The sequence below is a fragment of the Amycolatopsis sp. Hca4 genome, from assembly GCF_013364075.1.
Taxonomy (GTDB): domain Bacteria; phylum Actinomycetota; class Actinomycetes; order Mycobacteriales; family Pseudonocardiaceae; genus Amycolatopsis.
This window is the reverse complement of record NZ_CP054925.1, coordinates 9,695,901-9,719,768: the sequence shown is the minus strand read 5'-3', so window position 1 is coordinate 9,719,768 and position 23,868 is coordinate 9,695,901. Positions and strand designations below refer to the sequence as shown.

Annotated in this window: 15 protein-coding genes and 2 pseudogenes; 4 read left to right on the top strand and 13 right to left on the bottom strand. The window is 72.2% G+C overall.

What is annotated here, in order from left to right:
* Positions 1–293 precede the first annotated feature (293 nt).
* Positions 294–1,124 (top strand): annotated as a pseudogene (locus HUT10_RS44060) (transposase); the annotation flags it as partial.
* Between the two features lie 56 nt (positions 1,125–1,180).
* Here the strand turns inward: HUT10_RS44060 and HUT10_RS44055 are convergent.
* Complete coding sequence (locus HUT10_RS44055) at positions 1,181–3,514, bottom strand: beta-L-arabinofuranosidase domain-containing protein (RefSeq protein WP_176176639.1); 2,334 nt, start codon at positions 3,512–3,514, stop codon at positions 1,181–1,183.
* 313 nt (positions 3,515–3,827) lie between these two features.
* Between HUT10_RS44055 and HUT10_RS44050 the strand changes: the two genes are divergently transcribed.
* Together HUT10_RS44050 and HUT10_RS44045 are read left to right on the top strand one after the other, a co-directional pair.
* On the top strand, positions 3,828–5,189 hold the full coding sequence (locus HUT10_RS44050; RefSeq protein ID WP_176176638.1) for an RICIN domain-containing protein: 1,362 nt from the start codon (positions 3,828–3,830) through the stop codon (positions 5,187–5,189).
* A 16-nt stretch (positions 5,190–5,205) separates the two neighbouring features.
* Entirely contained in the window at positions 5,206–8,052 is a 2,847-nt protein-coding gene (locus HUT10_RS44045) for a glycoside hydrolase N-terminal domain-containing protein (protein ID WP_176176637.1), read from the top strand.
* On the opposite strand, the gene HUT10_RS44040 is transcribed toward HUT10_RS44045, so the two are convergent.
* The 3 genes from HUT10_RS44040 to HUT10_RS44030 all read right to left on the bottom strand — a co-directional run bounded on the left by HUT10_RS44040 (position 8,038) and on the right by HUT10_RS44030 (position 10,005).
* Positions 8,038–8,628 (bottom strand): TetR/AcrR family transcriptional regulator, encoded by a 591-nt coding sequence (locus HUT10_RS44040; protein WP_176176636.1) that lies wholly within the window; start codon positions 8,626–8,628, stop codon positions 8,038–8,040. The two genes, HUT10_RS44045 and HUT10_RS44040, sit on opposite strands and share 15 nt — an antisense overlap.
* Positions 8,625–9,362 carry an alpha/beta fold hydrolase gene (locus HUT10_RS44035; protein WP_176176635.1) on the bottom strand — a complete coding sequence of 246 codons (738 nt, stop codon included), beginning with the start codon at positions 9,360–9,362 and terminating at the stop codon, positions 8,625–8,627. Before HUT10_RS44035 ends, HUT10_RS44040 begins: the two co-directional genes overlap by 4 nt.
* Before the next feature lie 61 nt (positions 9,363–9,423).
* Positions 9,424–10,005, bottom strand: a complete 582-nt coding sequence (locus HUT10_RS44030) for a TetR/AcrR family transcriptional regulator (RefSeq protein WP_176176634.1) — start codon at positions 10,003–10,005, stop codon at positions 9,424–9,426.
* Between the two features lie 82 nt (positions 10,006–10,087).
* Here HUT10_RS44030 and HUT10_RS44025 point away from each other — a divergent pair, with 82 nt between their 5' ends.
* Positions 10,088–11,026: a zinc-binding dehydrogenase gene (locus tag HUT10_RS44025; RefSeq protein WP_217709807.1), complete on the top strand. Its 939-nt coding sequence runs from the start codon at positions 10,088–10,090 to the stop codon at positions 11,024–11,026.
* Between the two features lie 2 nt (positions 11,027–11,028).
* On the opposite strand, the gene HUT10_RS44020 is transcribed toward HUT10_RS44025, so the two are convergent.
* From HUT10_RS44020 to HUT10_RS43980, 9 genes and pseudogenes are all read right to left on the bottom strand, one after another.
* Positions 11,029–12,204, bottom strand: a complete 1,176-nt coding sequence (locus HUT10_RS44020) for an acyl-CoA dehydrogenase family protein (protein ID WP_176176632.1) — start codon at positions 12,202–12,204, stop codon at positions 11,029–11,031.
* On the bottom strand, positions 12,201–13,331 hold the full coding sequence (sfnG, locus tag HUT10_RS44015) for a dimethylsulfone monooxygenase SfnG (protein WP_176176631.1): 1,131 nt from the start codon (positions 13,329–13,331) through the stop codon (positions 12,201–12,203). The genes HUT10_RS44020 and sfnG overlap by 4 nt, the downstream gene beginning before the upstream one ends.
* A 21-nt stretch (positions 13,332–13,352) precedes the next feature.
* Positions 13,353–14,929: pseudogene (locus tag HUT10_RS44010) on the bottom strand (dipeptide ABC transporter ATP-binding protein).
* Complete coding sequence (locus HUT10_RS44005; protein ID WP_254897284.1) at positions 14,926–15,756, bottom strand: ABC transporter permease; 831 nt, start codon at positions 15,754–15,756, stop codon at positions 14,926–14,928. Before HUT10_RS44005 ends, HUT10_RS44010 begins: the two are co-directional and overlap by 4 nt.
* Positions 15,749–16,702, bottom strand: a complete 954-nt coding sequence (locus tag HUT10_RS44000; RefSeq protein ID WP_176178319.1) for an ABC transporter permease — start codon at positions 16,700–16,702, stop codon at positions 15,749–15,751. Before HUT10_RS44000 ends, HUT10_RS44005 begins: the two co-directional genes overlap by 8 nt.
* Positions 16,699–18,309, bottom strand: a complete 1,611-nt coding sequence (locus HUT10_RS43995) for an ABC transporter substrate-binding protein (protein ID WP_176176630.1) — start codon at positions 18,307–18,309, stop codon at positions 16,699–16,701. The genes HUT10_RS44000 and HUT10_RS43995 overlap by 4 nt, the downstream gene beginning before the upstream one ends.
* A gap of 170 nt (positions 18,310–18,479) precedes the next feature.
* Complete coding sequence (locus HUT10_RS43990) at positions 18,480–19,406, bottom strand: TIGR03564 family F420-dependent LLM class oxidoreductase (protein WP_176176629.1); 927 nt, start codon at positions 19,404–19,406, stop codon at positions 18,480–18,482.
* Between the two features lie 213 nt (positions 19,407–19,619).
* Positions 19,620–22,061, bottom strand: a complete 2,442-nt coding sequence (locus HUT10_RS43985) for an AfsR/SARP family transcriptional regulator (RefSeq protein ID WP_176176628.1) — start codon at positions 22,059–22,061, stop codon at positions 19,620–19,622.
* Positions 22,062–22,197: 136 nt separating this feature from the next.
* Positions 22,198–23,427: a pyridoxal-dependent decarboxylase, exosortase A system-associated gene (locus tag HUT10_RS43980; RefSeq protein WP_176176627.1), complete on the bottom strand. Its 1,230-nt coding sequence runs from the start codon at positions 23,425–23,427 to the stop codon at positions 22,198–22,200.
* Positions 23,428–23,868 lie beyond the last annotated feature (441 nt).

Genomic DNA, 23,868 nt, shown 5'->3' with positions numbered 1-23,868 from the left:
GTCTTGATCCGCGCTGGTCCTCCCGATCGTGCGCGGCCCCTGGTCCTTGATCAAGGAGCCCCTGCCCGGCCGGCGCCGCACCGCGACGCCGGCCGGACCGCAGCCGGCCCGCCCGCGGGGCGCCCCCGTTACCGTTTTCGTAGTTCCTGATCAAGGAGCTGTGGTCACCAGGCCCGGCATGACTTTGTCCCCAGTCGAAGGCATGATCCGGGGGGTGGTGTCACCGGGTCTGGTGGCATCGACGACTGCTGATAGGGACACGGCCAGCGCTGGGTAGGTCTCGGCCTGGACGTGTCATCGCCGACGCCGCCCGCTCCCTGCCCCACACCCTGCACCCGGTCGACGTCGGCGACGACGCCCTGACCGAACTGGAGGTGCTGGTCGAATTCGACGACGACCTCGCCGGCGAAGCCACCCGCATCAGCAACCACATCCGCGGCCTGCTCACCGGCATCCACCCCGCCCTCGAACACGCCATCGGCCCCAAGATCAGCCACCGGGCCATGTTGGAAATCCACTCCCGCTGCGGCGGACCGGCCGGCATCGCCAAAGCCGGCCGCCGCAAACTCACCGCGATCGCCAAAGCCCACGCGCCGCACATCGGCGAACGGCTGGTCGAGGCGATCATGACCGCGCTCGGCGAGCAGACCGTCACCGTCCCGGGCACCGCGGCCGCGGACACGGTCTTGCCGAGGCTGGCTGACAGCCTGAAAACCGCTCTGCAGCAACGGAAACACGTTGCCGAGCAGGTTGAGAGGATACTCGATGCACACCCTCTTGCCGGGGTCCTGACCTCGATGCCCGGCATCGAGGTCAGGACCGCAGCCCGCATCCTCCTCGAGGTCGGCGACGCCTCCAACTTCGCCAGCTCCGGAACGTCGATCAAGGGCGAACACCCGGCCCGGACCGGCAACCGCCAGCTCAAACGTGCGTTCTTCCTCGCCGCGTTCGCCGCTCTGTCCGACCCGGTCAGCCGGGCCTACTAAGACCGCAAGCGAGCTGAGGGCAAGAAACACAACGCCGCACTGATCTGCCTGGCCCGACGCCGCTGCGACATCCTCTACGCCATGCTCCGAAACGGCACCCACTACCGCCACCCCGAACCAGCCCCCACTGCGGCTTGACAACCACATAGGGCCCCCGGTTCCAGCGTATCGGCGACCACCGACAAAAACGGACCTCAGCCGTTGCGCACCAGCCGCCAGCGGGTGGCCGCGGCGCCGTTGTCCGGGCCCTGCACGGCATACGCTCCTGCCGCCGTCGAACCGTTCTCGATCGTCAGCAGCTTGCCGCTGTTGACGTTGCGGATCTTCGCCGTTCCGTCGCCCTGGTCGAGCACCGTCCAGCGGTGGTCGGCCGTTCCGTTGTCCGACCACTGGAGGACTCGGGCGCCGTCCGCGGTCGACATGTCCAGGACGCCGAGGACCTTTCCGCTGTTGGCGTTGCGGAAACGCACCGCGCTGCCGTCGGTGATCAGCTCCCAGTTGTGGTCCGCGGTGCCGTTGTCCGACCACTGCAGCGCTCGGCCGCCGTCGGCGGTGGACATGTTCTCCACCCCCAGCAGCAGCCCGCTGCCGACGTTGACCAGCCGGTACGTCGTCGCGCCGGCGCTGCCGGTGTTCCAGTACGCCGTGTAGCTGAAGCCCTGGGCGTCGTAGAACGGCACCAGGCTGACCGCCGACCCGTTCGCCGTGGCGCTGAACGTCAACGCCGTGCTGCTGGTCCGGGTGACCGAGGCCGGGTTCAACGACGGCAGCGTGCTGGACCCGTAGTTGCCGGCCAGCACCACCGGGCCGTAGGTGACCGCCGCGACGTTCGCGTTGTCGTTGGCCGGTTTCAGCGCGACCTTCATCGGCAGCCGGACCGTGACCGTGTCGCCGGACGCCCAGGACCGCGACAGCGTGGCGTAGCTCCCGGGCGTGGCGGTCACGTTCTGCGCGACGCCGTTGACGCTGATCGTCGCCCCGCTCGTCCAGCCCGGGATGCGGATGCGCATCGCCCAGGTGCCGCTCACGCTCCCGGTCACCGTCAGCGTGCTGGTGTCGCTCGCCGGGAACGACGTGGTTTGGGTGACCGTGATGCCGCGCTGGGTCCAGGTCAGCACCGACGGCAGGAACAGGTTCACGATCAGCGTCGTGTCGCTGAAGAAGTAGATGGAGTCCGCGAGCTTCGTCTGGGTTTCCAGGCCACTGCCCTGGCAGCACCAGAACGAGTTGTAGTCGGTGCTCCACGTGCCGCCGCCCCACGCCGGGCCGAGGCCGCGGCGGCCGCCCGGGTTGAGCGAGCTGAAGTACGTGATGTGCCCGTGGCTGTCGGCCGGGTTCTGCTGGCCGATCATCTGGTTGAGCAGCGCCCGCTCGTAGTAGTCGGCCAGGTCGGCGCGGTCCGGGTACAGCGCGATCAGTTCCCGCGTCAGCTTGAGCATGTTGTAGGTGTTGCAGCTTTCGCAGGTGTCGGCGTTGAGGTAGCCGGCGATCGCATTGGGGGCGCGGAAGTGCTCGGCCTGGCTGTTGCCGCCGATGGCGTAGGTGTGCGCGCCGACGGTGATGTTCCAGGCGTTCGTGGCGATGTCGCGGTAGCGGGTGGTGCCGGTGGCCTTGTACTCCCGCGCGGCCCCGATCCACTTGGGGATCTGGGTGTTGGCGTGCAGCCCGTTGAGCTGGTCCCGGTTGGCGGCCAGCGGGTCGAACACGGCGGCGTGGTCGAACCGCTGCGCGGCCGTCAGCCACCGCGTGTCGCCGGTGTACTGGTAGAGGTCGGTGAGCACGGCGTTCATGCCGCCGAACTCGGTGTTCAGCACGGACTGCAGCTGGCTCGCCGACAGCCGGGCGGTGCGCCGGTCGACCCAGCCGGCCAGGTTCAGCAGTACATCCCTGGCCTGGGTGCTGCCGACGTAGCGCCACACGTCGAGCAGGCCGGCCATGGTCTTGTGGATGCAGTAGTACGGCACGTTTCCGTTGCTCAGCCGCCCGGCTTCGAGGTTGTCGAAGTCGGCCTCGGGGAAACCGGAGAGGTAGCCGGCGGCGAACCCGGCGGCGCTGTTGTTGGCCTGGCACTTGGCCAGTTCGGCCACCATGGCGGTGGCCTTGTCCCGGCACGAGGTGTCGCCGGCGACGGCCCACAGCTGGGCCCACGCGGACAGGAAGTGCCCTTGGACGTGGCTGCGGAACGGGAAGTTCGGCGCGTCCCAGCCGCCGTTGGTGGCGGCGCCGTTGGTGGAAAGCCGATGGTTGGCGCGGAAGTTGTAGAGCAGCCGGTCGACGTCGACGAACCGCAGGTAGTTCTGCGTGCGGTTCTGGTTGTCCAGCCAGCGGCTCGCGGTCAGCCGCACCTGGCCGAGCTCGAACGGGGACGCGGCGACCCCGGCGTCCGGGCGGACCGGACCGACGGCCGCGGCAGTCGCGGCGGCGGCGGGTGCTCCGCCGAGGGCGAATCCGGCCGAGCCGGCCGCGGAAGCGATGGCGGTGGCGCCGGCGGCTTGCAGCAGCCGCCGGCGGCTGAACGAGGAGGTCACCGGGTGCTCCGTTCGTCGTTGAGCGGACATGGGGGTGGGCCCGGCGAGCATGTTAGCGCTAACAAACCGCCTTGTCACGACCCTCGTTCCCGACGGGCCACCGGTCCCGGCCGACTGCACCGCGCGGACTCCGGCCCAGGAACAACTTTCAGAGGATTTTCACGGAACAATTTACCGCGCCAACAATGGAAATGAAAGTTTCATTTCGAGCTGGACACCCATTCGAAATCCGTGCTACAACCCGAATACCCCCTGGAGCCGCTTTCCCGTGCCGGGGGACCGAGTATTTCCTCCTCGCCCGAAAGGGTTCCGCATGCCCAGGCCCGGCTCACCGTTCCGGATCTTCGCGACCGCCGCGTTGCTCGTGCTGTCCGTGACCGCCACTCCCCCGGGCGCCGCCGCGTCGCCCACGCCACTGGCCGGCACGCCGAGTGCCGGCTGCGGCAAGAACCCCACGCTCACCAGCGGCACGCGCACGATCCAGAGCAACGGCAAGAGCCGCAGCTTCATCCTCAAGATCCCCGACACCTACGACAACAGCGCGCCGCACCGGCTGGCCTTCGGCTTCCACTGGCTGGGCGGCACCGCCGAGCAGGTCGCCTCGGGCGGCAGCGACGGCTACGCCTGGGCCTACTACGGCATGCAGTCGCAGTCGGGCAACAGCACGATCTTCGTGGCGCCGCAGGGCCTCAACAACGGCTGGGGCAATTCCGGCGGCGAGGACGTGACGTTCACCGACGACATGGTCCGGCTGATCGAAAACGACCTCTGCGTCGACACGACGCAGCTGTTCTCCATCGGTTTCAGCTACGGCGGCGCGATGAGCTACGCGCTGGCCTGCGCCCGGGCGAACGTCTTCCGCGCGGTCGTGGCCATCGCCGCGCCCGGGGCGATCAGCGGCTGCAGCGGGGGCACGCAACCCATCGCGTACATGGGGATCCACGGGGTCTCGGACAACATCGGCGCCGGGCGCGGGCTGCGGGACACCTTCGTGCGGAACAACGGCTGCACCCCGCAGAACGCCCCCGAACCCGCCGCGGGCAGCAAGACCCACTACCTGACCGTCTACTCGGGCTGCCGGACCGGCTACCCGGTGGTCTGGGCACCCTTCGACGGCGGCCACCAGCAGGGCCCGGTGGACGGCTGCACCGGCTGCGAGAGCGGCGCGCGCAGCTGGGACAAGGCCGAGATCTGGAAGTTCTTCAGCCAGTTCGGCGGCGGCACCGACCCGAACCCGCCCACCTCGCCGGTGCAGGTCGGCGTGAACTACTCCCTGGTCGCCGCGCACAGCGGCAAGGCGGCGGACATCAGCGGCGCGTCCACCGCCGCGGGCGCCGCCCTGATCCAGTGGACCTCGCACGCCGCGGCCAACCAGCAGTTCGACTTCCTCGCCTCCACCGACGGCTACTACCGGATCCGGGCCCGGCACAGCGGTCTCGTGCTGCAGGTCGCCGGCACCGCCTCCGGTGCGGACATCACCCAGCAGCCGGACACCGGCGCCGCGACCCAGCAGTGGCAGGTCACCGACGCCGGCGGCGGTGCGGTCACCCTGGTCAACCGGGCCAGCGGCCTCGCGATGGACGTCTGGGGCGCCTCGACCGCCGACGGCGCGCGGATTTCGCAGTACGCCGCCTCCGGCGGCGCCAACCAGCGCTTCCAGCTCCAGCGCGCCTGAGACACGGAGGACGACGATGCCCGACCTGACCCGGCGGCAGGCCATCCGGCTCGGTGCCGCGCTGGTGCCCCTCGCGTGGACGGCGACCGCCCGGCCCGGCTCGGCCGCGCCTGCCGACGTCCGGGCGGTGAACGACCTGGCGCTGTGGTACGACAAACCGGCGGGCACCGAGTGGCTGCGCGCGCTGCCGATCGGCAACGGCAGGCTGGGCGCCATGGTGTTCGGCAACACCGACACCGAACGCCTGCAGCTCAACGAGGACACGGTCTGGGCGGGCGGCCCGCACGACTACAGCAACACCCAGGGCGCGGGCGCCCTCGCCCAGATCCGGCAGCTGGTGTTCGCGAACCAGTGGACGCAGGCGCAGTCGCTGATCGACCAGAAGATGCTGGGCACCCCGGCCGCCCAGCAGCCCTACCAGCCCGTCGGCACGCTCAGCCTCGCGCTCCCGGGCGGCACCGCGTCCTCCTACCAGCGCTGGCTCGACCTGACCACGGCGACGACGGTCGTCGGCTACGTCGTGAACAACGTGCGGTACCGGCGGGAAGTCTTCGCCAGCGCGGTGGACCAGGTGATCGTCGTGCGGTTGACCGCCGAGACGCCCGGCTCGATCTCGTTCTCCGCGTCGTTCGGCACCCCGCAGCGGGCGACGGCGTCCAGCCCGAACGGCACCACGATCGCGCTCGACGGCGTTTCCTCCGACAGCCGCGGCATCCCCGGCTCGGTCCGGTTCCTCGCACTGGCGAACGCCACCGCCGAGGGCGGGACCACCAGCAGTTCCGGCGGCACGCTGCGGGTATCCGGCGCCAACGCGGTGACGCTGCTGATCTCCATCGGCACGAGTTACGTCGACTACCGCACGGTGAACGGGGACTACCAGGGCATCGCGCGGTCGAAGCTGGCCGCCGCCCAGTCCCTGTCCTTCGACGCCCTGCGCAGCCGGCACGTGGCGGACCACCAGAAGCTGTTCACGCGCACCACCCTCGACCTCGGCCGCACCGCGGCGGCCGACCAGCCGACCGACGTCCGGATCGCCCAGCACAACAGCGTCAGCGACCCGCAGTTCGCCGCCCTGCTCTTCCAGTTCGGGCGCTACCTGCTGATCTCCTCGTCGCGGCCGGGCACCCAGCCGGCCAACCTGCAGGGCATCTGGAACGACCAGCTGAACCCGTCGTGGGAGTCGAAGTACACGCTCAACGCCAACCTGCCGATGAACTACTGGCCGGCCGACGTCACCAACCTCGCCGAGTGCTACGAGCCGGTGTTCGCGATGATCGCCGATCTCTCGGTGACCGGGGCGCGCACCGCGCAGGTCGAGTACGGCGCCCGGGGCTGGGTCACCCACCACAACACCGACGGGTGGCGCGGATCCTCCATTGTGGACTTCGCGCAGGCCGGCATGTGGCAGACCGGCGGGGCGTGGCTGGCCACCATGATCTGGGACCACTACCGGTTCACCGGCGACGTCGAGTTCCTGCGCGCCCGGTACCCGCTGCTGAAGGGTGCCGCACAGTTCTTCCTCGACACGCTGGTCACCGAACCGTCGCTGGGCTACCTGGTCACCAACCCGGCGAACTCCCCCGAGCTGAACCACCACACGAACGCGTCCGTGTGCGCCGGACCGACGATGGACATGCAGATCCTGCGCGACCTGTTCGACGGCTGCGCGGGCGCGTGCCAGGTGCTCGGCGTGGACGCCGCCTTCGCCGACCAGGTCAAGGCGGCCCGGCCGAAGCTGGCGCCGATGAAGGTCGGCTCGCGCGGCAACATCCAGGAATGGCTCTACGACTGGGTGGAGACCGAACAGACCCACCGGCACATCTCGCACCTCTACGGCCTGTACCCCAGCAACCAGATCACCAAGCGCGGCACGCCGACGCTGTTCACGGCCGCCCGCAAGACGCTCCAGCTGCGCGGGGACGACGGCACCGGGTGGTCGCTGGCGTGGAAGATCAACTACTGGGCGCGGATGGAGGAGGGCAGCAAGGCGCACGACCTGCTCCGGCTGCTCGTGCGGACGGACCGCCTGGCGCCCAACATGTTCGACCTGCACCCCCCGTTCCAGATCGACGGCAACTTCGGGGCGACCTCCGGCATCGCGGAACTGCTGCTGCACAGCCACAACGGCGAACTGCACGTCCTGCCCGCCCTGCCGCCCGCCTGGCCGGCCGGCAGCGTCACGGGCCTGCGCGGCCGCGGCGGCTACACGGTCGGTGCGACCTGGAGCGGCGGCGCGGCGACGCAGCTGACCATCACGCCGGACCGGGCCGGTGACGTCAGGGTCCGGAGCCGCCTGTTCACGACGACCTACGAGGTCCTCGACACCACGAGCGGCGCCAAGGTCCAGCCGACGTCCGTCGAGGCCGATCTGGTGAGCTTCCCCGGCCAGGCGGGGCACACCTACCGGGTCACCTCCCTCGGCGGCCCGCCGCCGGTGGTGGAGCCCGGGGTGAACTACCGGCTCATCGCCCAGCACAGCGGCAAGGCGGCCGACATCAACGGCGCCTCGACCGCGGCGGGGGCCGCGCTGATCCAGTGGCAGGCCGGCAGCGGGCTGAACCAGCAGTTCGACTTCCTCGCCTCCGACGGCGGCTACCACCGCATCCGGGCTCGGCACAGCGGGCTGGTGCTGCAGGTCGCGAGCTCGGCTTCGGGCGCGGACATCACCCAGCAGCCGGACACCGGCGCGACGACCCAGCAGTGGAAGGTCACCGACCAGGGCGGCGGGGTGGTGAGCCTGGTCAACCGGGCCAGCGGCCTCGCGATGGACGTCTGGGGCGCCTCGACCGCCGACGGGGCCCGGATCTCCCAGTACGCCGCCGGCAGCGGCGCCAACCAGCGGTTCCTGTTACCGCGCGTCTGACCGGCGCAAGCCGTTGACCAGCAGCTTCACCAGGTGCCGGGCGTCGTAGTGCGCTGCCGTCCCGGCGCCGGCGCAGAGGCTGCCGACACCGCGCATCAGCTCGTAGGCGTCCTGGCCGGGGACGATCTCGCCGGCCGCCGCGGCCTCGTCGAGCAGCTGCGTGCACACCGGACCGAGGCGTTCGAGGAAGTAGGCGTGCAGCGGGTCGTAGCAGGAGTCGTCGGACTGCAGCACCGACGCCAGGCCCTGCTTGGTGATGACGAAGTCGACGAACCGGTCGATCCACTCGACGAGGGCCTGGTGCGGCCCCGGTTTCTCGGCGAGCAGGGCGGGGCCGGCTTCGGCCAGGGCTTCGACCTGCAGCCGGTACACCGCGAGGATCAGGTCGGCCCGGGTCGGGTAGTGGCGGTAGATGGTCGCCGTGCCCACCCCGGCCCGGGCGGCGATCTCCCGGATCGGCGCTTCGACGCCGGACGTCACGAACACCGCGGCCGCGGCCTCCAGGACGTTCCCGGCGTTGCGCCGCGCGTCGGCGCGCTGCGGCGGTTTTCCTGCTGCCGTCCGGGATCCGCTCACGACCGCATGCTACCGGCCCCCACCGGCTCGCCGACGTCCAGCAGCAGCTCGGCCAGCTCCGCCGGCGCGGTGATCATGCAGTCGTGCCCGGCGGCCAGCTCGCGCACGTCCGCGGGCTCGCCGTTCGGCTGCACGGCGGGCACCGGGCGGTGGTCGAACCCCTCGGGCTTCACCGTGCAGTGGATGTGCGTGCGCGGGATCGCCCGCAGCGCCGGGTTGTCCTGGGCGACCGGCTCTTCGAGGCACCGGAGCGACTGGTCGGACATCATGGTCCGCAACCAGGCGATGTCACCGGGATCGGTGACCCCGAACAGGCCGAACGGGGCGGGCTGCTCGGGCAGCGGCGGGACCCGCCACCCGGTGCCGAGCATGCTGCGGGTGACCGGCATGACGTCGATCGCGGTCTCCCCGTCGGCGGGCACCATCGCGTCGAGGTACACCAGCCGCGCGATCCGCTCCGGCACCTCGTTGGCCACCGCGGAGATGACCATGCCCGCGTAGCTGTGCCCGACCAGGACGACGTCGTGCAGGTCCGCCTCGGTCAGCAGCCGCACGACGTCGGCGGTGTGCGTGCGAAGCCCGACGTCCGGGCTCAGCAGGTGCCGCGTCTCGCCGTAGCCGGTCAGCGTCGGGGTGTACACCGGCCGCCCGCTCGCCGCCAGCCGCGGCACCACCCGCGCCCAGCACTGCCCGGTGTGCCAAGCGCCGTGGACCAGCACGTACGTCATCGCCATGGGAGACTCGATTCCTCAAGTGGGACACTGTCCCGGTTAGCTTACCGGGACAGTGTCCCACTTAGTCGCGAGGGGTGGGAACGGCTCGGAGGCCGTTGATCGCGATCGTGGTGAACCGCCGGGCCGCCGCGACCCGCGCCGCAGGCGTGGCCGCCGGGAGCCCACCGGCCGCCGCCAGCACCACGACGACGTCGTCCAGCGTCGTCTCGGGGCGCACCGCACCCGCGTCCCGCGCGCGGCGCACCAGCTCCGCCAGCGACTTCAGCGCCCGCTCCCGCTCGGCGGTGAAGTCCATCGGGAACGCCGACAGCAGCGCCGCGGTGACGGCCCGGTCGCGGGCGTAGAGCTCACCCAGCCGCACCAGCACGGCCTGGAGGCCACGCCAGGGGTCCGGGTCGGCGAGCGCGTCGTCGACGACCGCGTAACACGCGCGCAGCTGCTCCGCGAACGCCTCGGTGACCAGCTGCTCCTTGGTCGGGAAGTGGCGGTACAGCGTCGCCGGGCCGACGTCCGCCCGCCGGGCGACCTCGCGCATCGGCGCGGTCAGCCCCTCGTCCGCGAACACGGCCCGGGCCGCTTCGAGGAGGCGTTCGCGGTTGTCGCGGGCGTCCGAACGCCGGATCCGAGGCACTTGACCGGTCATCGTCTCACTTTAGGTGTACCGGACGGGGGCGTCCGTTACGTTCGCGGCCGCACCGAGACCCCGGGAGATGATCGTGAGAGCAGTGGCCGTGCAGACCTTCGGCGATCCCGGCGGCCTGGCCGTCGTCGAGCGCCCCGACCCGCGGCCGGGCGCCGGGGAAGTGGTGATCACCACCGAGGCGATCGGCGTCGGCGGGGTCGACGCCCTCATCCGCCGCGGCGACCTGGCCGCCTACGGCTTCGAAGCGGGCCACATCCCCGGCGGCGAGGTCGCCGGCGTCGTCACCGCCGTCGGCGAGGGCGTCGACGAGTCGTGGACCGGCACGCGCGTCTGGGCCCCCACCGGCCTGGGCGGCGGGTACGCCGAGCAGGCGGTCGCTCCGGCCGCGGCGCTCGTGCCCGTGCCGGCGGGCGTCTCGCCGGTCGACGCGGTGACCGTCGCCGGATCCGGGGTGGTGGCCCGCTTCGGGCTCCGGCACGCCCGCTTCGCGCCCGGCGAGTCGGTGCTGGTCCGCGGCGCGGCGGGCGGGATCGGGGTGCTGGCGGTCCAGCTGGCGGCCCGCACCGGCACGGTCGCGGTCACGACGTCGTCGGCCGAGCGGGGCGCGCGCCTGCGGGCGCTGGGCGCCACCGACGTGCTGGACCGCTCCGGTGCGGGCCCCGGCGGCTACGACGTCGTCATCGACATCGTGGCCGGGGACGAGCTGCCCTCGTTCCTGGGCAAGCTCAACCCGAACGGCCGGCTGGTCGCGGTGGGGGCGATCGCGGGCCCGCCACCGGCGCGGCTGGCCGCGGAAATGTTCGCGGCGTTCCGGAAGTCGCTGTCGTTCGCGACGTTCAGCGCGGACACGGTGTCCACAGAGGACCGCCGAGCCGCGGCCGCCGAGCTGCTGGCCGCGGTGGGACGGGGCGAGGTGGACGCCGTTGTCCACGACGTGCTGCCGTTGGCGCACGCCACGCTCGCCCACCGGCAGCTCGACACCGGCGAGGTGTTCGGACGGCTCGCGCTCGTCCCGGCGTGACCTCAGGTGTACCAGGTCGGCGTCGGGTACGCGCCGAGCAGGGCGTACTCCCCCACTTCCCGGCGCTTGTACGGCAGCGGGTCGTGCAGCGAGTGCGTCCGCAGGTTGCGCCAGAACCGGTCGAGGCCGTACTTCGACGCGCTCGCCCTGGCCCCGGTCAGCTCGAAGATCTTCGTCCCGATCTCCAGGCCGGTGTCCACCGTGCGCTGCTTGGCCGCGGCGATCAGCACCGCCACCTCGCCGCGCGCCTCGGGCGTCAGCTCTTCGCGCGGGGCGTGGAGCACGCGGGAGATCGCCGCGCCCGCCTTGTCCACCAGTGCCTCCGCCGCCCACAGCTTCGCCTGCAGGTCGCCGTAGCCGTCGAGGATGTACCACTCTTCGGACGCGGCCTGCTTGTCGTCGCCGCCGTAGGGCCACGCCCGGGTGCGCTCCCGTGTGTAGGCGAGCGCGGTCTCGAGTGCGCCCTGGGCGATGCCGAGGTAGAAGTTGGTGAAGACGAGCTGGATCGCCGGGACGTTCAGGGTGTTGTACACCAGCGGCCGGAACTCGCGGTCGACGTAGCCGGCGGCCGATTCCCACGGCACCCGGACGCCGGAGATCGTGACGCTGCCGGATTCGGTGAGCCGCTGGCCGATGTTGTCCCAGTCGTCGTGGAAGGTGATGCCCTCCTGCCGCGACGGGACGATCGCGAAGATGTGGTCCTCGGTGCCCTCCAGGACGCCTTCCAGCACCGTCAGGTCGGAGACCTTGCTGCCGGTGGAGAACGACTTGTGCCCGTTGTAGACGAGTTCGTCGCCGTCTTCGGTGATCGTCAGGTCGGAGTCGCGCGGGTTGACCGCGCCGCCGAAGAACAGGTTCTCCTTCGTGTACAGCTCTTCGACCGCGGCCACCTGCGCGTCCGTGGCCACCAGGCGAGCCGCCCAGGCCCACAGGTAGTGGTAGCCCAGCAGCTGCCCGATCGAGCCGTCGGCCCTGGCGATCTCGCGGATCACCCGGTACGCGGTCTCCCAGGTCTGCCCGCCGCCGCCGTGCTCGGCCGGGCCGAGCAGGGTGACCAGGCCGGCGTCCTTGAGCAGCTGGACTTCCTGGTACGGGGTCTCGCCGCGGCGGTCGCGCTCGACGGCGTCGACGGCGAGCTTGGCGGCGGCCTCACGGGCGCGTTCGATCCAGTCGGTCATGCTCGGCTCCCCACGGGTTCGGGCGTCGCGGCGCTGTGGTCGAGGTCCTTCTCCAGCTCACGGATGATCGGCAGCACGTGCTTGCCGAAGTGCTCGACGTCCTCCTGGAAGTGCAGGAAACCGAGCAGCAGCAGGCTCGCGCCGCGGCGCTTGTACTCGATGGCGCGTTCGGCGATGTGCTCCGGGGTGCCGATCAGCCGGGTGCGGAAGCCGTCGTTGTACTGGACGAGGTCGGTGAACTCCGAATCCGCCCACATGCCCTTCTTGTCCGCCGTCGCGTTGCCGGCCTGCTGCACCGCCGACCGGAAGCCTTCGACCGCTTCGACGTTGGCCTTGGCGACGATCTCGCGCAGCACGTCCCGCGCTTCGGCTTCGGTTTCGCGGGCGATCACGAAACCGTTCAGGCCGAATTTGACGGCGTGCCCGGTTTCGGCGGCGTACCCGCGGACCTCGGCCACCTGCTCGCTGAACCCGTCGTAGTCCTTGCCGTTGCTGAAATACCAGTCCGAAACGCGGCCTGCCAGCTTGCGGGCCGCCGTGGAATTGCCGCCCTGGAAGATCTCGGGATGCGGACGGCTCTCACCCGAAAGGGGTTTGGGCTTGATGTCGAAGTCGTGGATCCGGTAGAAGTCGCCGGCGAACTCGGCGTGGTCGTCGGTCCACAGTTCCTTGAGCACCCGGATGAACTCTTCGGACCGGCGGTAGCGCTCGTCGTGCTCCAGCCAGGGTTCGCCGAGCCCGGTGAACTCGTCCTTGAACCAGCCGCTGACCACGTTCACCGCGGCCCGGCCACCGGACAGCACGTCCGCGCTGGCGATGAACTTCGCCAGCACGCCGGGCTGCCACAGGCCGGGGTGCACGGCCGCGATCACCTTCAGCCGCTGCGTGGCCAGGAGCAGCGCGAGGCTGAACCCGGTCGATTCGTGTTGGTAGGCGGCGCCGTAACTGGCGGTGTACCGGACCTGCGTGAGGGCGTATTCGAACCCGCTGTTCTCGGCGATGACCGCGAGGTCCCGGTTGTATTCGTACCCCCAATCCGTGCGCTGTTCGATGTCGCTGGTGACGAGCCCGCCGCTGACGTTCGGCACCCAATAGGCGAATTTCAGTGGTTCGTGGAGCTGGGTCATGACCGGAGAATGCGGCATGCGTCAGCTCTCGGCAAAGGCATCCACGTGCTGGGAAACTTTCCGACGGCCGGGAATCGCGGCCAGCAGTTCTTTCGTGTACTCCGACTCCGGCGCTTCGAGCACCCGGGCCGCCGGGCCCAGCTCCACCAGCGCGCCCGCGCGCATGACGCCGACGTGGTCGGCGAGCTGCCGGACCACCGCGAGGTCGTGCGAGATGAACAGGTACGACAACCCCAGCGACGACTGCAGCTCCGCCAGCAGGCGCAGGATCTGGGCCTGCACCGAGACGTCGAGCGCCGACACCGGCTCGTCGCACACCACCAGGTCCGGGTTGAGCGCCAGGGCCCGCGCGATCGCCACCCGCTGCCGCTGGCCGCCGGACAGCTCCGCCGGCTTCCGGCGCGCCACCGACGCCGGCAGCGCCACCTGCTCCAGCAGCTCGGCCACGCGGGCCCGGCGGTCCGGCAGCCCGAACGCCCGCAACGGCTCGGCGACCACGTCCTCGATGGAGAACTTCGGGTTCAGCGACGCGTACGGGTTCTGGTACACGATCTGCATCCGCCGCCGCAGCCGGCGCAGTTCGTCACCGCCGAGTGCCGTGATGTCCCGGCCGTCGAACGACACCGTGCCCGCCGACGGGGTTTCCAGCCGCAGCACCATCCGGGCGGTCGTCGACTTGCCCGAGCCGGATTCGCCGACCAGCGCCAGGGTCTGCCCGCGCGGGATGTCGAAGGAAACGCCGTCGACCGCGCGGATCCCGCCGTCGAACGTCTTCGCCAGGTCCCGCACCGACACGAGCGGCTCGGCGGCAGGCGCGGGTGGCCGCAAGGTGCTCGACAGGCTCGGCGCTGCCGCGATCAGCTGCTGCGTGTACGGGTGCGTCGGCGCGGTGACGATCGACGAACCCTCCTCGACGACCGCACCCTCCGAGAGCACCACGATCCGCGCCGCCCGGTCGGCCGCGACCCCGAGGTCGTGGGTGATCAGCAGATCGCCGTGCCCGATTCGGCGGCCAGCGCCGTCAGGTGGTCGAGGATCCGCCGCTGCACGGTGACGTCCAGCGCCGACGTCGGTTCGTCGGCGATGATCAGCTTCGGCCGTCCGGCCAGCGCCGCCGCGATCAGCACGCGCTGCCGCAGGCCGCCCGAGAGCTGGTGCGGGTACTGCCGCGCCCGCAGTTCCGGCTCCGGCACGCCCGCGCGTTCGAGCAGCTCGATCGCCTGCACCGACGCCGAACGCCGGTCCGCGAGGCCGTGGATCTTCAGCACCTCCGCGACCTGGTCGCCGATCCGGTGCACCGGGTTCAGCGACACCGCCGGGTCCTGCGGCACCAGGGCGATCTCGCGGCCGCGCACCCGGCGCCACTGCTTGTCCGACAGGGTCAGCAGGTCGCGGCCGTCGAAGGTGATCGAGCCGCCGTCGACGCGGCCGCCGCGCGGCAGCAGCCCGATCGCCGCGTGCGCGGTCGTCGACTTGCCCGAGCCCGATTCGCCGACGACGGCCACCACTTCGCCGGCGCCGACGTCGAACCCGACGTCCCGGACGGCCGGGACGTTCTTGTAGGACACGGCCAGGCCCGAAATCCGCAGCAGGCTCATCGGTCTCCTCCGTCCAGCGCGCGGGACAGCCGGTTCGCGGACAGGACCACCGCCGCGACCGTCAGGCCCGGGAACGTCGTCATCCACCAGGCCGTGGCCAGGAAACTGCGCCCGCCCGCGACGAGCGCGCCCCACTCCGGGGTGGGCGGGGTCGCGCCGAAGCCGAGGAAGCTCAGCGCGGAGACCTCGAGCACGGCCGTGCCGAGGGTGAGCGTCGCCAGCGCGAGCACCGGGCCGGCCGCGTTCGGCAGGACGTGCCGCAGCAGCACACCCGACCAGCGCACCCCGGACGCCCGGGCAGCCTCGACGTACACGCCGCTGCGCACGCGAAGCACCTCCGCGCGCATGACCCGGGCGAAGGACGCCAGGTTCGCGATGCCGACGGCGATCGCGACATTCGTCGTGCCGAACCCCAGCGCGGTGACCAGGGCCAGCGACAGCAGGATCGGCGGGATGGCCAGGAAGACGTCGACGAACCGCATGATCACCGTGTCGAGCAGGCCGCCGCGGAAGCCGGCGACCAGGCCGAGGGCCGAGCCGGCCACCAGCGCCACGAGCACGGCGATCGCGGTCGCCCGCAGCGAGAGCGACGCGCCGTGGATCACGCGCGCGTAGACGTCCCGGCCGGTCTCGTCGGTGCCGAACAGGTGGTGCAGGGACGGCTCCTGCAGCCGCTCGGCCGGGACGCCGGTGAGCGGGTCGTACCCGGTCAGCAGTCCCGGCACGAACGCCGCGAGCAGCACGAACGCCAGCACGGCCACCGCCAGCACCAGCCCCGGCGCCACTTTCGCGGACAGGTGGCGCTTCGGGAGCGCGAGGTCAACCACGAGCCACCTCCGGTGTCCGGGCGATGCGCGGGTCGAGCAGCGGGTAGAGCAGGTCGACGACCAGGTTGAGCACCACGAACACGAGCGCGGCCAGCACGATCACCGCCTGCACCACCGGGATGTCCTGCGCGGTGACGGCGGCCGCGGTGATCCGGCCGACGCCGTCGCGCGAGAACACCGTCTCGGTGATCACCGAACCGGCGACCAGGTTGCCCGCCACCACGCCGGCGACGGTCAGCGCCGGCACGGCGGCGTTGCGCAGCAGGTGTCCGAAGTGGACGCGCCAGCGGCTCGCGCCCTTGGCCGCGGCGATCTCCGCGTACGGCTCCTCCTGCTGCGTGGCGAGGCTGCGCGCCAGGACCTGCCCGATGATCGCGCCGGTCGGCAGGGCCAGGGTGATCGCGGGCAGGATGATCGTCTCGAAGCCCTGGGTGCCGAGGGCGGGCAGCAGCCGCAGCCGGAACGAGAAGAACTGGATCAGCAGCAGCCCGACCCAGAACGGCGGCAGCGAGATCGCCAGCGACGGCAGGGAGAGCAGCGCCTGCCGCAGCCAGCGGAACCGGGTGAACGTGCCGAGGAACGCCGAGCCGCCGCCGAACAGCACCGCGAACACCAGCGCCAGGCCGGTCACCGCCAGGGTCGGCGGCAGGGCCGTGACGACCATGTGCGTCGCGTCGTCGCCGGTGGCGATGCTGCGCCCGAAGTCGCCGTGCAGCGCCGAGACCAGCCGTTTCAGGTACTGGACCGGCAGCGGCGAGTCGAGGCCGTACTCCGCGCGGGCGGCGGCCAGCTGCTCCGGCGTCGCCGACGAGCCCGCCTCGCCGGTGGCGAGCTTCGCCGAAACGGCGTCACCCGGCAGCAGGTAGAGGATCAGGAACGACACCGTGAACGCCGCCCAGAGCACGAACACCGCCTGCCCGGCGCGGCGCAGCAGGTAGTGCCTCACGACAGCCACGCGTCGAACAGCTGCAGCCGTGACGACGCCTCGAAGTCGACGGCGTGCGCCTTCGAGCTCAGCGCGACGACCTGGGTGAGCTCGAACACCGGGATCGCGTAGGCGTGCTCGACGATCAGCTTCTGCGCCTCCTCGGCCGGCGCCTTGCGCTTGGTGACGTCCACAGTGGACGACTGGGCGTCGAGGGCCACGTCCAGCGGGTTGCCCGGCGCGAGCTTGCTGCGGTTGCCCGCCTTGGTGGAGAACTGGCCGCGCAGGATGTCCGGGTCGGCGCGGGTGACGTTGTACCAGAGGAAGTCGTAGTTGCCGCTCAGCTGGATCTGCGTGGTCTCGGCCGTGGTGTGCTGCTCGATCCGCAGGTCGAAGCCGATCTTGCGCAGCTGCTGCTGGATCAGCTCCAGCACGCTCCGGTTCTGGTTGAACACCGGCGAGAACACGACGGCGGCGCTCAGCTTCTGCCCGTTCTTGACGCGGATGCCGTCCGGGCCGGGCACCCAGCCGTCGCCGTCCAGCAGCGCGGCCGCGCCCTTCTGGTCGTACGCGAGCTGCTGCGAGAGGTCACTCTGCAGCGGCGTCGCCGAGCCGAGGATGCTGGTGGCGGCTTTGTAGCTCGGGGTGAGGACGGTGTTCACGACCTCGGGGCGGTCGACGCCCTTGAGCACGGCCTGGCGCACCTTCTCGTCGGTGAGCACGCCGCGGCTGGTGTTGGCGTGCAGGTTGAACACGACACCGGGGTTGGGCCGGATGTTCTCGCTGAAGCCGTTGCCCTTGAACTGCGGCTCGTCGACCGGCTGGATGTCGGTGGCGGCGTCGAGCTGGCCGGAGGCGAGGCTGCCGGTGCGGACGCCGGGTTCGGGCACGATCTTGTAGTCGATCTTGTCGAGGTAGGCCTCGCCCTGGTGCTTGAACAGCGGGGAGCCCCAGGCGTAGCCCTTCCGCTTGGCCAGCACGATTTCCTGGTTCTGCTTCAGGCTTTCGAAGACGAACGGGCCGGAGCCGATCAGGCCGGTGCCCTGGCAGCGCTGTTCCGGGGTCTGCTTGAACGCCGCGGGGGCGAGAACGCCGAGCGAGACGGTCGAGCTGGCCTGCAGGAACTGGGCGCTGGGCGCGGAGAACTCGATCCGGACGGTCTGCGGGTCGACCACGGCCGAGCTCTTGTAGGCGGCGAGGTAGCCGTAGCCGAGCTGGGCCTTGGTGCCGAGGGCCTTGATGCCGTCGAAACTGGTCTTCACGGCGGCGGCGTCGACCGGGCTGCCGTCGGAGAAGGTGGCACCGGGCCGCAGGTGAAAGGTGAACGCCGTCGAATCGGCGTTGACCTCCCACTTCTCGGCCAGCCACGGCTTGCTCTCGCCGGTCTTCGGGTCCTGGTCGGTGAGCGAGTCGACCAGCTGGCGGGCGACGTTGATCGACGCGTTGGTGGCAGTCTGCTGCGGGTCGATGCAGTCGGGGGCCGACGAGATGCCGAGCCGCAGCGTCCCGCCGGGCTTGGGCGGTCCCGCGTCGGCCCCGGACACCCCGCCGGCGGCGGAGCAGGCGGTCAGCAGAACGGGCAGGGCGAGCAGGGCCGCGGCGTTGCGGACGGGGGAAAGGGGGGACACCGGACGGCCTCCAGCGGGGAGCGGTTGCGCTTTCTGAACGCGACGCTAACCATGCACCGGACCCTCGTCCCACTGGCTGAACCGGCGTCCCAATCCGTGGCACCGCGGCGAGACACCCTTGACACTCGGGCATTTTGTGTTCGCCGTGGCGACGGGCCGGCCGACCGAGATCAGCTGAGCGACCCGGCGAGTTCCCACGTCCGCAGCCGCTCCCGCGACGACCGCATCCCCGACTGGATCAGGACCACCTCCGTCGCCCCGGCGTCGAAGTACCGGCGCAACCCCGCCGCCACCACCCGCTCGTCCCCCACCAACGCCAGCTCCGCCGCATGCGTGACCCCTTCGACGTCCAGGATCCGGCGATAGGACGGAATGTCCCCGTAGTACCCCAGGTGCACCGCGGCGATCTGCCGGACCGGCTCGACGTCCTCGGTCACCACCACCGGAACCGCCGCGATCACCCGCGGCTCCGGCCGGCCCGCGTCCGCGGCGGCCTTCGTCAGCGTCGGCACGATGTGCTCGGCCAGTGCCCGCGGCCCGGCCAGGAACGGCAGGGTGCCGTCGGCCAGTTCCCCGGCCACCCGCAACGCCTGGCGGCCCATCGCCGCCACCACGATCGGGACGCCACCCCCGCCCGGCACCGACGTCGGCAGCGGCGGGCACGCCGTCAGCGTCTCGCCGTCGAACGCCGGACGGCCACCCTCGAAAACCTCCCGCAGCACGACCAGCGACTCACGCAGCGAAGCGATCGGCGGCGGGTATTCGAACCCGAACGCCGGTTCCAGCAGCCCCCGCACCCCCAGCCCCACCCCGAGCGTGAACCGGCCGCCGGTGGCCGCCTGGGCCGTCTGGGCCTGGGCCGCCAGGTGGAGCGGGTGGCGCGGGTAGAGCGGGACCACCGCCGTCCCGACCGCGATCCCGGGTACCTCCCGCCCGGCGAGGGCCGCGAGGGTGAGGGCGTCGTGGTCGAACAGCTGCGAAAACCACACCGAGCGCAGCCCGGCGGCCGCGGCCTCGCGGGTCTGGGCGAGCAGCGTCTCGACGCTGTTGGCGGCCCCGGACAGGTCTCCGGCGGGCAGCGCGGCACCGATGATCATGGACGTTCCTCTCAGGCTTCCTCGGGGTATTCCGACTCACGCCGCCACGAGATCGGCCTCGGGCGCGGCAACCGGCGATGCCCGCACGAGCCACCGTCCGGGGCGCGCCGTCCGGCTGGGCGCGATCGGCCGCCAGCTCGAACTGGTTGCGGCCCAGCGCGATCCGCGGGGACGCCGTGCGATTGCCCGCCGCCGGCTCGCCGGGCATTCCGATCAGGCTTCCTCGGGATATTCCGACTCACGCCGCCACGAGATCGGCCTCGGGCGCGGCAACCGGCGATGCCCCGCACGAGCCACCGACCGGGGCGCGCCGTCCGGCTGGGCGCGATCGGCCGCCAGCTCGAACTGGTTGCGGCCCAGCGCGATCCGCGGAGACGCCGTGCGGTTGCCCGCCGCCGGCTCGCCGGGCACCCCGACCGGCGACACCGGGGACGCCGGCATCGCGGCGCGGGCCCGGTCGACCCCGGCCAGGACCTGGCGGACCAGCTCGTCCCAGCTCACTCCCCCGGCCTGCTCGCCGGCGGTCAGCGCCCGTGTGATGCGGCCCGCGGCGTCGGCGAACCGGCTTTCGCGGACCGCCAGCTCCCCGAGGGACCGTTCCAGCGCCGCCTCGGCCCGCCGGTCGCCCGCCGGGACCACCACGCGCAACGCCGTTTCGCCGCTCTCGCGCCAGTCCGCGTGCCGGCCCCGCGCGCCCGCCAGGTCGGCCACCGCCAGCGCCAGTTCCGCGCAGTACCCCGGCTCCCCCGCGTCGGCGGCCTGGCGCACCGCGGCCAGCAGGCCCGCCGACTCCCGGTCGTACCACGTGCCGCGGTCGCCGAGGTCGGCGACCACCGGTGTCCGCGGCGCGCGGCCTGCCTCGGCGCCCCGGACCTCGTCGGTCAGGTGCAGCCAGGCGCCGAAGAGCCGCCGGGACGCCGCCGAGCGCGCGTCAAGTGGTTGCGCCGCAAGCATTTCCAGTGCCAGCAGCCGGGTCAGGGACGGTAGCCGGTAGCGGGCTCCGGCGACGTCGACCAGACGGGCGTCCACCAGCGACTCCAGCGCGTCGGCGGCTTCGGCCGGGCCGACGTCCGCCAGTGCCGTCGCGGCCCAGCCCGGCCAGCTGCCCGCGGGCAGCAGCGCGAGCCGGGCGAACAGGTCTCTGGCCGGCGCGGGCACGTCCGCCAGGCCGCGCCCGACGGCCGCCCGGACGCCCGCGCCGAGGCGGCCGATCCGGTCGCCCTCGGCCCGCAGCCGGGCCACCGCCTGGGCCAGCGTGCGCCCCGGCCGCGCCGCGACGTGCGTGGCCGCCGCCGTCACCGCCACGGGCAGCCCGCCGCACAGCTCGACCAGCTCCACCGCGTCGGACAGCTCCGCCGTGACGCGGTCCTCGCCGACCAGCGCGGACAGCAGCTCGACCCCCTCCGCGCCGTCCAGCACGTCGAGCTCGGCCACCGCCACGCCGGGCAGCGCCGGGACGCGGGCGCAGGTGGTGACCAGCAGCCGGCAGCCACGGGCGTCGGCGACGAACGGCGTGACGCGCGCCAGGCTCGCGGCGTCCTCCAGCACGGTCAGGACCCGGCGCCCGGCGAGCACGCTGCGGTACAGCGCGGCCCGGCCGTCCAGGTCGTCGGGGATCCCCGCCGCGGGAACGCCGAGCGCGTGCAGGAAGCGCGCGAGCACGTCGGCGGCGTCCTCGTCGGCGAGCCGCGCGTAGAGCACCCCGTCGGGGAACGCCGGCGCGGCCCGGTGCGCGGCTTCCGCCGCCACGGCGGACTTGCCCGCCCCGCCGCGTCCGGTGAGGACGGTGACCACGGCCGCGCCCGGGCCGTCGTCGGTGAGGCCACGCCGCAGCGCGGCCAGCAGCCGCTCGTGCCCGGTGAAGTACGGCAGCCGCGCCGGCAGCATCCGCGGGACCGCGCGGCCGCTCGCCGGCGTGTCACTCGACCCGGCGAGGATGTCCTGGTGCAGTTCGCGCAGCGCGACGCCGGGTTCCAGGCCCAGTTCGTCGACGAAGCGGCGGCGCACGGCCCGGTAGGCGGCGAGCGCCTCGACCCGGCGGCCGCACCGGTGCAGCGCGGTCATCAGCTGGAGCACGAACCGCTCGCGCAGCGGGTACTCCTCGGTCAGCACCGAGATCTCGCCGACGACCTCGCGGTGCAGGCCCAGCTCGAGCTCGGCGTCGAGGCAGTCCTCGAGCACCTCCACCCGGCGCTCGGCGATGCGGACCTGGTGGGCGCGCACGACACCGCTGTCGATCCCGGTGAGCGGTTCCCCGCGCCACAGCGCCAGCGCTTCGCGGAACGCTGCCCGTGCTTCCTCCGGCCGCCGCGCGGCGCGGCCACGGGCCACCAGCGCCTCGAACTCGTGCAGGTCCAGCTCCCCGGGCGCGAGGTCGAGGCAGTAGCCGCTGCCGCGGGCGGAGATCCGTTCGCCCAGCCCGGCTTTCGCCAGCGCGCGCCGCAGGGCCGACACGCAGGTCTGGACCTGCGCGCGGGCGGTCGCGGGCGGCTCGGGGCCCCACAGCGCGTCGAGCAGCACCTCCAGCGGTACCACGCGGTTGCCGTTGAGCAGCAGCAGCGCGAGCACCACCTGCTGGCGGCGCGCGGTCACGACGACCGGCTCGCTGCCGCGGACCTGCAGCAGGCCCAGCACGCGGAAACCGGGATCGGGCAAAGGATCGGCTTCTGTCCGGGGGTTCCGGGTGGCGGAGCCCCCGGCCCGGGGCGAAGCCCCGGATGTCACAGGGACGGCGCGGAGCGCGGTGGCTCCGGGTGTCGGCACGGTGGTCTGCACGGTGTTCCCTCCGGGGTCAGACGAGGACTTCGGGCGGCGCCGGGTGCCCGAGGAAGGCGGTGGGGCTGGCGGTCAGGCCGTAGGCGCCGGCCTGGAAGATGGCGATCAGGTCGCCGATCGCCGCCCCGGGCAGGGAAACCCGGTCGCCGAGCAGGTCGAGCGGGGTGCACAGGCAGCCGACCACCGTCACCGTCTCTTCCGGACCGCCGGGCGCGGACGCCAGTGCGAGCGGGTAGTTGCGGCGGATGGCCTGGCCGAAGTTGCCGGACGCGGCGAGCTGGTGGTGCAGGCCGCCGTCGACGACGAGGAACGTCGTGCCGCGCGAGACCTTCCGGTCGACCACGCGGGTGAGGTAGACCCCGGCCTCGCCGACGAGGTAGCGGCCGAGCTCGATCACCACGCGCGCGTCGGGCAGCGCGGGCCGCAGCGAGACGTCCAGGAGCTTGGCCAGGTTCTCGCCGACCTCGTCGAGGTCCAGTGCCGTGTCGCGCGCGGTGTAGGGAATGCCGAAGCCGCCGCCGAGGTTCACCGACCGCACCGGGCCGGGCGCGGCCTCGGCCAGCTGCAGCACCAGATCGACGGTCGCGCGCTGGGCCTCGCACAGGCTTTCCGCGCGCAGGTTCTGGGAGCCGGCGAAGACGTGGAAGCCCTGGAAGTCCAGGCCGGCCGCGCCGACCTCGGCGAGGACGGCGGGCACGCGCTCGGCGTCGATGCCGAACTGCTGCGGGCCGCCGCCCAGGCGCATGCCGGAGCCGCGGACCGCGAAGTCCGGGTTGACCCGCAGCGCCACGCGCGGGGTGAGGCCGAGGCGCTCGCCGGCCTCCCGCACCCGGGCGAGCTCGGTGGTGGACTCGAGCTCGACGGTGACCCCGGCGGCGACCGCGCGGGCCAGCTCGGCCGCGGTCTTGCCGGGCCCGGCGAAGCTGATCCGTTCCGGGGGGACGGTCGTGTCGAGCGCCTGCCGCAGTTCCCCGGCGGAGGCGACGTCGAGGCCGTCGACGAGGCCGCTGAGGTGGTGCAGCAGCGCGGGCATCGGGTTGGCCTTGACCGCGTAGCTCAGTTCGACGTCGTCGGGCAGTGCGGCACGGACCCGCTCGACGCGGGTGGTGACGAGCGAGCGGTCGTAGGCGAAGAAGGGAGTGGTGCCGACCCGCGCCGCGAGCCGGTCCACGGGCACGCCGCCCACGGTGAGCACACCGCCGGCGCGGCGATGCGGCGCCGCCGCGGCTTCCGTCGTGTTCGCCATCGCTTTCCTTTTCTTCGAGCACGGGAAATGAATATCGGAAAGACGCCTCGGACACTTCCTCGGCGGCACGGGACCACTGAAGCAACTACCCACCCACCCGGACATGGGTAGTCCTCACCCAGATTCGGCGGCGGGGCGGGGAGGGCGGTACCCAGGTGTACCTGCTGTGTCCGGACGGTCACGCCAGTGACACCATCCACACCGGACCGGACCGTCGTTTCCGCAGGTCAGCGCAATTGACCACACCGTTCGGCGCAGTCACCCACCCGCACTGCTCCAGCCGGGTGGCCGCCGCGGTGGCAGCTTCCTGCCGTCGCCTGCCTGCCACCGCCGCCGCCGCGGAACACCCTTGACGAACGGGGTGCGCAGCCCGCACGATCGGAATCCACCGGCGCCACCCGGGAATTCCCGGACCCGGCGCATTCCGGACAGAACCACGCA

Coding starts and splice junctions, on each gene's coding strand:
- HUT10_RS44035 (WP_176176635.1), bottom strand. CDS start 9,362: ATGGCGATGACGTACGTGCTGGTCCACGGCGCTTGGCACACCGGGCAG.
- HUT10_RS44050 (WP_176176638.1), top strand. CDS start 3,828: ATGCCCAGGCCCGGCTCACCGTTCCGGATCTTCGCGACCGCCGCGTTG.
- HUT10_RS44030 (WP_176176634.1), bottom strand. CDS start 10,005: ATGACCGGTCAAGTGCCTCGGATCCGGCGTTCGGACGCCCGCGACAAC.
- HUT10_RS43990 (WP_176176629.1), bottom strand. CDS start 19,406: ATGATCATCGGTGCCGCGCTGCCCGCCGGAGACCTGTCCGGGGCCGCC.
- HUT10_RS44020 (WP_176176632.1), bottom strand. CDS start 12,204: ATGACCGACTGGATCGAACGCGCCCGTGAGGCCGCCGCCAAGCTCGCC.
- HUT10_RS44045 (WP_176176637.1), top strand. CDS start 5,206: ATGCCCGACCTGACCCGGCGGCAGGCCATCCGGCTCGGTGCCGCGCTG.
- HUT10_RS43980 (WP_176176627.1), bottom strand. CDS start 23,427: ATGGCGAACACGACGGAAGCCGCGGCGGCGCCGCATCGCCGCGCCGGC.
- sfnG (WP_176176631.1), bottom strand. CDS start 13,331: ATGACCCAGCTCCACGAACCACTGAAATTCGCCTATTGGGTGCCGAAC.